Annotated in this window: 10 protein-coding genes; 5 read left to right on the top strand and 5 right to left on the bottom strand. The window is 51.8% G+C overall.

The features are described from left to right. Nucleotides 1–19: 19 nt before the first annotated feature. Nucleotides 20–1048, bottom strand: coding sequence for an alpha/beta hydrolase family protein (locus A3842_RS27840; RefSeq protein WP_074084607.1), 1029 nt, complete (start codon nucleotides 1046–1048; stop codon nucleotides 20–22). Nucleotides 1049–1092: 44 nt separating this feature from the next. Beyond that, a complete protein-coding gene (locus tag A3842_RS27835) occupies nucleotides 1093–1983 on the bottom strand; it encodes a pectinesterase family protein (RefSeq protein WP_074103457.1) in 891 nt (296 codons plus the stop codon). A 72-nt stretch (nucleotides 1984–2055) separates the two neighbouring features. Here A3842_RS27835 and A3842_RS27830 point away from each other — a divergent pair, with 72 nt between their 5' ends. Next, on the top strand, nucleotides 2056–2919 hold the full coding sequence (locus A3842_RS27830) for a helix-turn-helix transcriptional regulator (RefSeq protein WP_074103456.1): 864 nt from the start codon (nucleotides 2056–2058) through the stop codon (nucleotides 2917–2919). Between the two features lie 32 nt (nucleotides 2920–2951). On the opposite strand, the gene A3842_RS27825 is transcribed toward A3842_RS27830, so the two are convergent. Then, nucleotides 2952–4406, bottom strand: a complete 1455-nt coding sequence (locus A3842_RS27825; protein ID WP_074103455.1) for a glycoside hydrolase family 28 protein — start codon at nucleotides 4404–4406, stop codon at nucleotides 2952–2954. Nucleotides 4407–4423: 17 nt separating this feature from the next. Next, nucleotides 4424–5989 carry a glycoside hydrolase family 43 protein gene (locus tag A3842_RS27820; RefSeq protein WP_074103454.1) on the bottom strand — a complete coding sequence of 522 codons (1566 nt, stop codon included), beginning with the start codon at nucleotides 5987–5989 and terminating at the stop codon, nucleotides 4424–4426. Between the two features lie 211 nt (nucleotides 5990–6200). Between A3842_RS27820 and A3842_RS27815 the strand changes: the two genes are divergently transcribed. The 4 genes from A3842_RS27815 to A3842_RS27800 all read left to right on the top strand — a co-directional run bounded on the left by A3842_RS27815 (nucleotide 6201) and on the right by A3842_RS27800 (nucleotide 12284). Further along, entirely contained in the window at nucleotides 6201–8429 is a 2229-nt protein-coding gene (locus tag A3842_RS27815; RefSeq protein WP_074103453.1) for an AraC family transcriptional regulator, read from the top strand. Nucleotides 8430–8722: 293 nt separating this feature from the next. Then, on the top strand, nucleotides 8723–9709 hold the full coding sequence (locus A3842_RS27810) for an ABC transporter permease (RefSeq protein ID WP_083606735.1): 987 nt from the start codon (nucleotides 8723–8725) through the stop codon (nucleotides 9707–9709). 12 nt (nucleotides 9710–9721) lie between these two features. Further along, the gene (locus A3842_RS27805; protein ID WP_074084613.1) at nucleotides 9722–10606 is read left to right on the top strand and encodes a carbohydrate ABC transporter permease; all 885 of its coding nucleotides are present in this window, start codon (nucleotides 9722–9724) and stop codon (nucleotides 10604–10606) included. A gap of 136 nt (nucleotides 10607–10742) precedes the next feature. Then, the gene (locus A3842_RS27800; protein ID WP_074084614.1) at nucleotides 10743–12284 is read left to right on the top strand and encodes a DUF3502 domain-containing protein; all 1542 of its coding nucleotides are present in this window, start codon (nucleotides 10743–10745) and stop codon (nucleotides 12282–12284) included. 179 nt (nucleotides 12285–12463) lie between these two features. Here the strand turns inward: A3842_RS27800 and A3842_RS27795 are convergent, their stop codons facing one another. Next, nucleotides 12464–12817 (bottom strand): hypothetical protein, encoded by a 354-nt coding sequence (locus A3842_RS27795; protein WP_074103452.1) that lies wholly within the window; start codon nucleotides 12815–12817, stop codon nucleotides 12464–12466. Nucleotides 12818–13304 lie beyond the last annotated feature (487 nt).

Genomic DNA, 13304 nt, shown 5'->3' with positions numbered 1-13304 from the left:
TTGCAAGCTAAGTTTGGCCTTAATTACCGGCAAGCTGCCTGCGCAGCCAGGCAAACGCCGGTTCTCCATGAATTTCATGACCGCCTGTGAAAAAATCCGCCTCAACCTGCCCGTTCTGTCCGGCGGCACTGTAAATAAGCTGCAGTCTGGCTAAAGCCTTCCTCGTCCCTTCCGGGCCGAATAGAGGGTCTGCATCCCCCGACTCCAGGAACAGTCCGCGCGGTGCAATCAGACCCAGCAGATCAGGCATCTCTGCTTCGAGCAGAATCCCGGGGATATAATTATCCAGGCAATGGTTCCGCGTCAGAATACTGTCTGCAAAAGTATTCGCATATCCGCTCACCACGGCGCAACGTATCCGCTCGTCAAGTGCTGCTGTGAAGCCGGCCACCAATCCGCCGCCGGAAATGCCCATGATCCCTATCCGTTCACCTATAACTTCATCCCGGGTCTGCAAATAATCCAGTATCCGCATCGTTTCATAGATGCGGTAGCCAGCCATGGTCTGCCCGGTCATTAAGAGCGCCGAGGACAGACGGAAGCAGGAATTCCGTCCCGGCTCACCGCTGGCAAGGTCTTCTGCCAGGCGTCTGTCACCGAATCCCAGCACTTCCGGGGCAGCGACCACATACCCTTGCTTCACTAGAGAGACAGCAAAATCCTTATGCAGTCCCGCTTCTCCCTCACGGTCTGACCCGTCCGGATTCAGGCCGGTAATCTCCCGGCTGCCGTAGCCGTGTCCGTGAACGGCAATCACGGCAGGCACCGGGGAAGGAACCGCCTGTTCCGGGATGAGGAGGTATAGAGGCATCCTCAATCCGTCATAGGTAGTGATCTCTATACGCTCCCGGGTATATCCGGAGCAGGCGACCCGCTCCAGCAATACCGGCTGAAGCTCAGCCGGAGTCTCCGGGAACCCGCCCAGCCGCCCGGTGAAGCCGGCAGCGAGCATAGAACGCCATTCCCCGTAAGGAATGTCAGCACGGAACGCAGCACTGCGTGGTGCTGAACCCGTCAACTTATTCATGTATTGCTGTAGTACATCCATCCATGGTTCGCCTCCTAAATGCAGTTCGCGCTGTAAGCGGACGCTTAATACCCCTCCGGATGCCAGCCGTCCAATACAGTGAGTACCCTGTATTCCGAAGCTTCCTGCGGGTTTAGCTGCCGGGACCATGCTACCCTGGCTTCCGGATGGGCTCCGGGTCCGCTGCTCCCGAATTCTTCATAGCGGCTGGTTGCCTCCCGTTCAGGCTGCCCCCAATTATGCCAGCCTTCGCCGATGACTGAACCGTCCATATTGGTGCGGATGAAGGCAACATGCGCGTGGGGACGCCAAGGGCGACCAAGGTACACCTCGCTTACGCCCTCCCCTCCGGTAATCCGGCAATCCAGGAACACATAGCCGAAAGCTGCCCCTTCAGGGGTGGAAGCGGCTGTGATGTAGCCTCTGGAACGCTTGTTGTGCAGGTGGCAGCGGTCGAATAAAGTTGTAGCGGCTCCAAAAATATAGTCCACATCGCCTTCGATATAGCAGTTATCGTAGTACTGCTTGCCTTGTCCGGTATACAGCGTGTCCTGATCTCCAAGCAGACGTACGCGGCGGAAGACCGCCTGTCCGGCATCGATGAAGGCCGCCACCGCCTGCCCGGTGCCCGGACCGGAGGCATTGCGGATCGTCAGATTCTCCGCCGTGAAATGTTCGGCAAACACGTTCAGCGTTCCTGATCGGAATGTGCCCAGCGGCTCACCGTCAGCTCCAAGCGTATGGGCATTATCTGACCAGGTGAGAACGGTCGACTGCGGGTCCTCGCCAAGCAGCAGGATCGGAGGCGCCTCTGGCCCTACCGTGATTTTCTCCTCGTAAATTCCGGGCTTGATGCGGATCGTTACCTCTGAGGTATGCTCCGGCGGGATAGAATCCAGCGCCGCCTGCAGACTGGCAAATCCTTCTGTGCTTTTTTGGGAGACTGTAATTAGCATGTGCGGCTCCTTTCATATCAACCTGTATTTATTCTATAATAACCGTAACGGTTAGGAGAGAAGAGGAGATTCATGACCAGCGTAAGCAGTCCAAATCCCAAATATCATATTGAAGACGGCCGGTACAGCATCCAGCATATGAAGCGTAAGGGCATTACCTCCATGCCGCGTCCCCACAGCCACGAATGGACCGAGCTCTACTACCTGCTAGAGGGGGAGCGCGTATATTTTGTGGACGACCGGGTGGTTACTGTACATAAAGGCGAGCTGATCCTGATTCCCGGCAGCGAGCTTCATGCCACCGCCAGCTCCGAGATAGCCGAGTTCGAGCGGATTCTGATCAATTATGATCCTAGCCTGCTGCCGCCGGCGCTGCGGAATAGAGCTCAGTGGTTTCACAGCCGGGGCTACCGCTTGTTCAGGCTGACACTGCGCGAACAGGACGAGGCGGAGAGCCTGCTGACCCGGATGCTGGAGGAATGCCGCCTGCAGCGCCCGTATTATGAGACCTGCGTAATCACCTTATTGACCGAGCTGATGATCCTGCTGCAGCGTTCAGAGACCACCTCACAGGCTGGAGGAACGAAGCATCCGCTGCATCAGCTGGTCACGGAAGTCGCAACCTATATCCGAGATCATTACCGGGAGTCACTGACCCTTGAAGAGACAGCCGGACATTTTTTCATCAGCCCCTCTTATTTAAGCCGGGTATTCCACCGGTTGACGGGCTTCCATTTCCGTGAATACATCGTCCACATCAGGGTCAGGGAAGCCGAGCGGCTGCTCGCCGGGTCAGGCGGCAAAATTCAGGAAATCGCCTCTGCCGTCGGGTTCGAGCATCTCTCCCACTTCAATAAGACATTTAAAAAATCAACGGGTCTGACCCCGCTCCAATACCGGAAGGAAGCAAGGTCGCGCCCTTCATCCAGGGCATAGTGTGAATTCCGGTTCAGGCCCGCAGGCATTCGTTAACTCTCTGTAAGGACCAAGTCTCCCGAGTTCGTTAACGTGACACCGCTGCTATTATGCATCTGCAGTGCCGGCACTGCCGGGGTTTGCAGGCTGATGCGGTCCAGCAGCACTCCTTCGGCATGGCGCAGAATGATCCCGCGCTCACTTACCGCATGAAAGTTCTCGACAGCAAGACCGGCCAGCGGCATTTCCGGCAGCCCGTTTACGAGCAGTGCGGTGGCCGCTCCATGGCAGATGATGTTCCGTAAGGAAATATCCCGGAACTCCGGGGTGGCCTCGGTTACCGGGAACAGCTGTCCGTCATACCCTTCCGAGCCCTCAACTCCTGCATAGAACATATGAAATGACACCGCCTCGTGGAGAATGCCGCTCATTGTGATATTCTCCATAACAATATCCTCAACTATACCGCCTCTGCCTCTGGCGCTTTTGAACCGCAGGCCGATATCCGTGCCGATGAACAGGCAGTCATTAACTCTGACCGCATGTACTCCGCCGGACATCTCGCTGCCGATGACCACCCCGCCATGCCCGTGATACACGGTGCAATGCCGGATCGTAATATACCGGCAGGGCATGCCCATCCTGCGGCCTTCTTCGTCTTTGCCCGACTTCAGGCAGATCGCATCATCCCCTACATCGAAGCTGCAGTGCTCGACAAGTGCATGTGTGCAGGATTCCAGATCAAGACCGTCCCCGTTCTGCGAATACCACGGATTGCGCACCTGGATACTCCGCACGGTAACCTGCTCACAGCCCATGGGGTGAAGGCACCAGGCAGGGGAATTCTGGAACGTCGGTCCCTCAAGCAGTATTCTGCAGCATTTCCGCAAGCTGAGCAAGGCTGGACGGAGATATGGCCGAACCGGCAAATAAGCCTCCATCCCGGTTTCTCCGTTCTCCAGCCGTTTCCGGACGTAGGCCTCCCCTTCCATCGCTTCACGGCAAGGCCACCAGATTTCATTCTCCACATCAAGCACACCACCGGAGCTAGTTAGCTTCTTCCACTGCTGCTCCGTCATTTTGAACCGTTTTACCGGCCGCCAGCCATCACCGCTGCCGTCGAAGATTCCTTCTCCCGTAATCGCAACATCACTTAATGCCTCTCCGTCCAGAGGCGCCTGGCAGCGCCAGCCGGACGTTCCCTCATAATGCGAAGGAAGGAGCGGGTACAGCTCCGGGTCAGCAGCAAACAATACAAGTGCCCCCTGCTCCGCAGACAGATTAATCCGGCTATGCAGAGTAAGCGGACCTGTACGCCAGATTCCGGACGGAATAACTACCTTTCCTCCTCCGGCGGCAGCACAGTCGTCCAGCGCAGCCTGAATAGCAGAGGTGCACAGTGAAATTCCGTCGCCCTGCGCCCCATAATTGGTTATGTTAAACGTCCGATCAGGAATCTGCGGAAGCTCAGGCAGCGGATAAGAATTAGAACTCTGCTTGCCGTTCATCGTCCTGTCCCTCCTCTTTACTCAAGTCCTTCATAGCTGAACCAGTCAAAATCGGCGTAATTACCGCTCTCCGTCCCCTGTGAGCTTGCATACATCCCCATGTAAGCCCCTGTAAACCCTCCGGCCAGATCGGTGCTGAGTACTCTTCCGTCAGCCCCTTCGTGCAGAGCAATCCACTTGTCAGCTTCCGACGATCTGTAAAAGAAGCTGTATTCCTGCCCTTTGGCCTCTACCTTAAACTGCACCTTATCCTGCGGATACGGCTCTGCAGCAAGCAGCTGTTCACTGCCGCCCCGGCGTTCGATCAGGCGCAGCACCTGCTCCCCGGCATCCAGTCCCAATTCAAACCTGAAATGATAATCCGCATTCTGCAGCAGGACAAAGCCTGCGGTTTCATTCTCTGTACCCGGTCTAAATGTCATGTCCGCAGCCGCTCTGAAACTCAGATGCTGCTGGCGTCTTCCGACAAAGGACGGGTTGCTGATCTCGGAGAGCCGCTGCGGCTTCAATTGCAGCCGCAGTACCCCCGGTTGTTCCGTAAGACTCCAGAATCCGCCGCGCGGTGTCCGCAGGAAGTTCCATACCGGTGCAAGCACACGATCTTCAAAATCATCACGCACCGGCAGCTCCGGCCATTTCGTCTCCGGCAAATCCGGAGCCGCCGCTTCAAATTCCAGGACCCCTTTGCCCGGATTCACTACAGGCCATTCATTCTCCCATGCAACCGGCGTAAGGAAGGTTTCCCGTCCCAGATTGCGGTAATAACCGCCGTTTGTCCGTGAAGCCAGGCAGAACATCCACCAGTCCCCGTGCTGGGTCTCTACGAGTTCCCCATGGCCGACATTGACAATAGGATATTGTCTGCCGAGATGCCTGTGGGTCAGAATCGGATTGGCCTTATGGCCTTCATAAGGGCCGGTCACATTCCTGCTTCTGGCGATAGTAATCGCATGGGTATGGCCAGTTCCGCCTTCGGCAATCAGGACGTAATACCAGCCGCCGATTTTGTAGACATGCGGACCTTCCTGTGCATGAGCTACCTTGAGTGCCCCCTGCCAAATGCTGATCTTGGGTCCGGTCAGCTTACCCGCTGCAAGGTCGATTTCCTGCAGCCAAATATCCATATGCTTCGGATAATCCTGGCCCTCCGGCGGAACCCGGTTACCGGTATAATACACTTTGCCATCGGTATCAAAGAATAATGAGGAGTCGATACCCGGCGCATCCTCCAGCCATACGGGGTCGGACCAATCCCCGGCGGGGTCGGTTGCCGTAACATAGAAATTGTGCTGATTTTTGTCATTATCGATATAGGTAGTAATCATATAAAAGATGCCTTCATGATAGCGGATGGTCGGCGCCCAGATGCCCATAGACGGAATCGTATGATCCAGATTCAGCTGAGACGGACGGTCCAGCACATGCCCAAGCTGCCGCCAGTTCACCAGATCCTTGCTGTGAAAGACCGGAACACCGGGGAAGAACTCAAAGCTGGAAGTCACAAGGTAGTAATCCTCACCTACGCGGATGGCCGAAGGATCAGGGTAGAAACCCGGCAGTATCGGGTTGCGGAATGTTCTCAATATAGGAAGCCTCCTCAAAGCATTTAAAATGTAAGCACAACCAATTATAGTTCGTATAAGTTTAACTTTCTTGCATTTTCTATGCTCTGTTTCTCCAATTTTATACTTCTATGCTCTATTTATTATTTTTCCCATCTTATCCTACCTTGTCAGGGAATAACTTGTCCCTCTAGAATGAGTGTAGTAGGATTTACACAAAGGGGCGATCAGCATGGGGAAAAAAAAGAAATTATACACCCGGTTTTTCATCAGTCTGACCACGATATCTGTCTGCTGCATCCTTGTGCTGGCAGTTGTAATCTTTTACTGGTACCGGAATATTTCGATAGCAAGTGTCAATAAAGCGAACCAGAATGTGCTGCTGAATACCGAAACCGTATTTATAAACTATAAAGAGATCGTCCAGAACTATACGATGGACTTCTATGCCAATCCGAATATCAATGCGCTGATGATGAGCGGGGATACAGACTGGAGCGACCAGCTCTACAGTGCCCTAAGCCAGATCCGCGGCGCACTGGTAGTCAACCAGTATCTTGAGAACGCATACATCTTTGGTGTAAAAGAGCCCGTCGCCATGTTCGAAAATATGCCGCTGAGCCCGTCGTCCAAGCTGGAGTTATCACAGCTGATGCGGAACAGCCGCATTATTGAATCCCCTTTCCTGTGGAAAGCTACCTTGAACAATGGCGCTCCCGTGACACTGCTGACCGTTTTCTATAATGACCGGGCCTTCGCGGACAGTGCGTATTACGGGGCAGTGGCGTTAACGGTCAATTTGTCCAAGCTGCAGAATAATCTGTTCACACAGACATACGGTGAAGCGACACGTTATGCCGTGCTTGATGCGAACGCTACAGTTCTTATGCACAGCGCACTTTCCGGAAATCCCCTGGATTCCGGCATGCTGGAGAAGATCGTTGCCTCCTCCGCTGAAAGAGGTTCTTTCGTCTATAAAGGTGCCGGCGAACCCCAACTGATTACCTTCGTGTACTCACCGGGGGATAAGCTGTGGTTTGTCTCGGAGACTTCCTATAAGGACAGCATCCGGGATATCTCCAGCGCCCGTAATCTGATGATTGGCCTATGTCTTGCCCTTATTCTGGCCGCATCCGTCATCTCAGGCCTGATCTCCCGGCAAATCTACAAGCCTATCGGCCGGCTGTTCGGCAATATCATCCATCTGTCCGGCAATGAAGAGGCACTGAAGACAGGTGGGGATTTCGATGCAGCCAGTCAGGAATTAGCGATGATCGGGGTCAAGCTGGACCAGTTGAAGAAGGAGAATCATGACAGTGCCTTGATGCGCTGGCTGCTCTCGCCCCGCGGAGCTCCGGATAACCGCGATAATCCCAATATGAGCTTAGGCTCGTCTGGAGGAGCCTATTGCGTATGCGTGCTGGAGGTACTAGCCGAAGGACCATCCGGGGATGCCTGGAATATATGCAATGAAGTGATTCAGCAGATCCGCACAGAATTTTCCGCGCTGGCTGAGGTGCAATCCTTCCTGCCGCATGAAGGGTCTGCTGTTCTCATTCTCAGTGAGCTGAATAGCGGAAGCTTCGGGGATTATACCTTATACCGCAGTAAATGGGAGGAGACCGCTGCCCTGTTCCCCCCGTCGGGTATCCGCTGCGCCTTTGGCATTAGCGGATTGTCTGTTGATCTAAGCAACCTAAAACCCAAATATAATGAAGCTGCCGAATGCCTGCAATATATTAAATTTCACAATAAGCAGAATATTATCTTTTCGGATGATACCATCCACCTGAACAGCAGTCCGGTACCTGAGAGTACACTTGAACCTGTACTGCAGGCAGTCAGGCTGCCGGAGCAGGGGGTACACATTCCGCAGGCGGTAGAACGGCTGCTGGCGGTTGTGACCAGTTACCGGGCAGAGCCTGCCACCATCGCCTTGTCGAGGCTTGCTTTTGAGCTGAGCCGCACCGCCGAGCTTAACAGCGAAGCGCAGCACTCCGGCTTTCTGGATGATTACCAGCGGATCTGGCAGATCCGCAGCTATGAAGAGCTGCGCAGCTGGATGGAAGCCGGCTGTTACGCCGCCCTCGCGCGGATCTCCGCCATGAGCGCTGTACAGACCCGGAGTATTGCAGCCGAAGCGATCTGTTATATCCGGGATCATTATGATGATCCCAGGCTGTCGCTGAACGCCCTTGCCGAGAAAATGTCGCTTAGTCCCGCCTATCTCAGCAGGCTGATCGCCGATGAAGTGGACAGCAGCTTTCCCGATTTCGTCAATCTCCTGCGCCTGGAGCAGGCACAGCTGCTGCTGGTAACGGAGCTCGGGATGGATATTCAGGAAATTGCCGGAAAGGTCGGGTACAACAGCAGCACCTATTTTACAACCCAATTCAAGAAGCGATACGGGGTAACGCCCTCCAAATGGAGAATGAATCATATTCTGCAGCATCAGGATTAGCCTCACCAATCCGCTTGCTTAAGCAGTCCAAGTAAAAATCCAGGGATGTCCAGCGGCCGTTTAAATGGCCCGGACATCCTTTTTTGGGGCCAAAAAAGCCCATGATGCACTCAAAAAGCAGAAATGTGATACCTTTTTCGTTTTTTTAAGGCCGCTGATTCCGTTTTTTTAACCTTTTCCCGTTTATTATGATAGCGTTTACATTTTCGGCGGATTTATGATTTGCCTTGTAAAGCATGCCCCTGAAATACGGGGAGATGTGATAACGCTAGTCATAAAGGAGTGAATGGTCAATGATTCAAGAGGCTGCACCGGAGAAGCCGGGACGGCAAAGCCTGAGCCTGAAGCTTAAGGCCGCCAGAACCGGAAGCCTCCGCAAATCCCTGAGAAAGGACAGCTCCCTGTACCTGCTCGCGCTTCCAGGTATCATCATCTTAATTCTTTTTGCGTACCTGCCGATGAGCGGACTGATTCTCGTCTTCAAAAATTACAACTATAACGACGGAATCTTCGGCAGCCCCTGGGCGGGCTTCTCCAACTTCGAGTTCTTCTTCTCCAGTATGGAGGATGCCCTGAGAGCTACACGCAACACCGTAATGTTGAATGCGCTTTATATGCTGACCGGCACATTCTTTTCAGTAGCTATCGCCGTGATTCTGAATGAGCTGCGCAGCAAGTGGTTCATTAAAGTAACGCAGAGCGTGATGTTCTTCCCGTATTTTATCTCTTGGATTATTATCGGGGCGATTCTCTTCTCCCTGCTTGACTACGACAAAGGGATTCTGAACCAGCTGTTTCAGTCACTTGGCCTGGCCCAAATGGACTGGTATTCCAGCCCCTGGCTGTTCGTAATCATTCTGGTGCTGGCGAATATCTGGAAAAGTGCAGGCTATGGCGCGATTATTTACTACGCTGTACTGCAGGGAATCGATACCTCCTACTATGAGGCCGCACGGATCGACGGGGCTTCCAGGTGGCAAATTATTACCAAAATCACCATACCAATGCTGATTCCATCCATCATTCTGATGACTCTGCTCGGTATTGGCGGAATGCTCAAAGGCGATCTCAGCATGATTATGGGTGTAACCTTCCTCAATCCGCTGCTTCTGCCGACTACTGACATCATCGATGTGTATGTCTACCGCACCGCCATCCGGTCCGGCGAGTTCGGCTTTGCTTCAGCCATTACGCTATACCAATCCGTCTTTGGCTTCATTCTGGTGCTGCTGGCGAACAAGCTGGCGGGCTGGTATGACAAAGACAGCAAACTATTTTAGGAGACCAAACGTATGCAAACTACCGAAAGCAAAGGACTGCTCATCCTCTTTTATGCCTGTATAGCCGTTTTTTCAGCCATTTGTCTCGTGCCGTTTGTGCTGGCGGTATCCGGTTCACTCTCCACCGAATCGCGGATCGCCGCTGAGGGATACTCGTTCTGGCCCAGAGGCTTCACCTTTGAAACCTACGAATTCCTGTTTGGCTCCAAAGCAGAGCAGATTCTGAGGGCGTATTCCATGTCGGTGGTTGTAACCGTGCTGGGTACCCTCACCGCCGTGCTCGTAACTACCGCCTATGCTTACGTCATTTCGGTCAAAGGCTTCAAACTCAAAAATTTCTTCGCCTTCTTCGCTTATTTCACGATGCTGTTCAGCGGCGGAACGCTGCCCTGGTATCTGCTCAGCACCAAATATTATCACTTAGGCGATACCCTGCTCGGGCTGTTCATTCCTTATGTACTGAGCGTGTTTCTGATGTTCCTGATGGCGAACTATTTCCGCAGCATACCGCATGAAATTGTAGAATCGGCGCAAATCGACGGGGCTGGCCACCTGCGGATCTTTTTCAGCATTATGATTCCGCTCGGCCGGGTCGGGCTTATCACCATCTCCTTATTCTATGCGCTGCAGTTCTGGAATGACTTCTACCTGCCGCTGATGCTGGTATCCGACCAGGATCTCTACACGATTCAGTATTTAATGTACAACATGATGGCGAACATCCAGTTCCTCGCTTCTGGCAACGCCGCACAGGTTGGAGGCGCCATTATCGCTCCACCGCTCGAGACGGCCAAGATGGCCATGACCTGTCTGACCGTTCTGCCGATCGCCATTCTTTATCCTTTTCTACAGCGCTTCTTCGTCAAGGGCATTGTCGTCGGGTCAGTCAAAGGCTGATTTCCGGTACACTGCCGCAATATGGATTGCTCCAGGCCCCTGCTCCCCGCTGCCGACTTGTTGTACAATGGGTTAAGGGAGCACAGCCTATGCAATATATGCCTCATAAGTACATTCTATTTCAGGAGGGTTCATCATGAAAAAGAAAAAAGGTTGGTTAAGTCTGCTCCTCTCTGCTGTGTTCCTGTTAAGCGCCTGCTCTCAGGGTAATAATGAAAGCGCTAACTCCGGTGATTCCGGCAATAGCGGCAGCGGAGGTACAGCCCCTGCAGCTACGGCGGACAGTGGAACTGGAGGTACCACCCTGGCGCCGGCCAAGCTGAAAATTGTCCTCTACGGGGATGAGTCGAACCGGATGAAGGAGCTGGCGAAGACTGATTTCTATGATGTAATCAAAAAAGAAATCAATGCCGAGGTGGAATTTCAGTTCCTGCCCTGGACCGAATACGGCGGAGGCAAAACCGATCTGATGCTCTCAACGGGTGAGGATTTCGCCACCTATACCGATGCCAATTACATGGTGAAATCTGTAGCCAAAGGACTCTATGCCGATCTTACCCCCTATGTCGGGGCTGCGGCTGATCTGAGCAAAACGGTGGATGAAGCCTCCTTTACCGCTTTTCAGCTCGACAGCAAGCAATATGCCATCCCGGTTGGCAACAAGCCGAATTCCGCAGAATTCTACAGCGTGCTCGTCCGCCAGGATTTACTGGAAGAAGCCGGCATGAAGCAGGTAACTTCACTGGCTGAGCTGGAACAATTCTATGATAAAGTGCATGCCCTTCATCCCGAGCTGATCGGTTACGCCAGTACCGATGCCCGCAGAATGCTGCAATATGACTTCACCGATAAAAATCTGTACTGGCAGAATGATTTCATTGCGCTCGATGAATCGGCACAGAACGATCAGATCATTAACTGGTTTGAATCCGATGAGTTCAAAGCTTATGCCAAGCTGATGCGCGGCTGGTATGAAAAAGGCATCATCCCGAAATATGCCGCTACCAATGTTCCACAGCTGCAGTCCGACTGGAATTCCGGCAAAGCGATGTTCTGGGCAGGCACGGCGGCCCGTCCGTTCGAGGGTGCAGCAACCATCTCCCAGGCAGTACCTGACGCCAAGCTGGTTAACTATTTCCTCGGCACCGGCCGCCCAAAAATCAGCCGCGGCACGTACAGCACCGCCTTCTTCGTCTCTGCTGCCGCCAAGGACCCTGAACGCTACGTTATGTTCTTCAATCTCCTGCAAAAAAATCAGGAGCTGTACGACCTGTTCGCCTACGGGATCAAGGGAACCGATTATACCCTGGATGATAACGGCCGTCTGACCAAAATCAGCACCGATTCACTGATTCCCGACTGGCTGCTGATGAATAAAAACTTCATCCGCTTCGACAACACCGTGCCGGATGATTTCATTGCCAAGTACAAAGCCTGGGATGACGGAGCCATTATCTCCAAAGGCGCCGGCTTCAATTTCGACAATACGCCGGTCAAGAATGAAGAAACGAAACTGAACGGCGTATTCACTGAATACCTCGCCCCAATCGGCAGCGGCTTCAGCGACTATGATACGGCCTTCCCGAAAGCGCTCGAAAGACTGAAGGCGGCGGGAATTGATAAGTATATCGCGGAGTACCAGAAGCAGTTTTCGGAGTGGTACGCGAAATCAAAATAAGCTGATATACACAGCACCACTGTTCGGTGAAAACTCGGAATCGCCAGCTTTTGAATCATTAGTTTTTGAATGATCAATTAAAAGAAGCAGCGGCAGAACAAGACTAAATAAAGTCTTAGACTGCCGCTGTTGTCGTTTTAACTAACGTTACCGTTCAATAAACAGTTCATCAAAAATTATCACTTCACTCGTTCGGAAATATTTTTACTTATTTTTTCAGGATTTTCAACACCAATGATCAACTTTGATATTTTGAACTTACCAACTTTAAAGCTATTCAAATCTAAATGAAGAGTTTCAAGCTCATTTTCAAAAAAGTGCAGTTGATAACCACCGTTTGATCTAAATAACCCATTTCTCATTCCTCCTAATAAAGCACCATATATTTTAAAAGCATTTGGTATCGGTCTACCTGTTGTTATTCCTGTGATTGAAGAGTATGGAATTTGCAACCCTTTATCTAAATTTAAAAAGGGTGAGTTTCCAAAGTCGATATTTACGTAGGTTTCCATTAGTTGAATTTTACGTTCCATATTTTGATTCCCCCATTTTCAAATAATCCATTTATTTCAAAACCAATAATTACATATAATACCACAAACACCTCTTTTCTTCATAAAGGTCTAAACTGCCCGTTAGATGAACAAAAGCAACCGATCGACGTGATCAGCTGCTTTCGTAATTTCATTGGGCTATCGTTCCTCGTTAGAGCTTAATTAATTTCCGGTGCAATTCTAATGGCCAACCTGCGTTTTTTTCTGCAAAATCGCACCAAAATTTACTCAAGTTTAGCAATACTAATGAATGTATCGATTAGATGATGGATAATAAATTAATGAACAAGGTATATATGTTGAGGATTAAAGATTGTTTGTATAATATTATAAATAAATAGGATTTTGTAACGAAACAGATTGAAGAGATCCAGTTAACCTTTGATGAGAACGTTGAGGAATACTTTCAGACAATTGACCCTTCTGCTGATGAAGCAGATGTGTCTTTTTGTGTTCCTAAAAATAA

This window comes from Paenibacillus sp. P3E (genome assembly GCF_001909045.1).
Taxonomy (GTDB): Bacteria; Bacillota; Bacilli; order Paenibacillales; family Paenibacillaceae; genus Paenibacillus_AQ; species Paenibacillus_AQ helianthi.
This window is presented reverse-complemented; position numbering and strand designations above follow the sequence as displayed.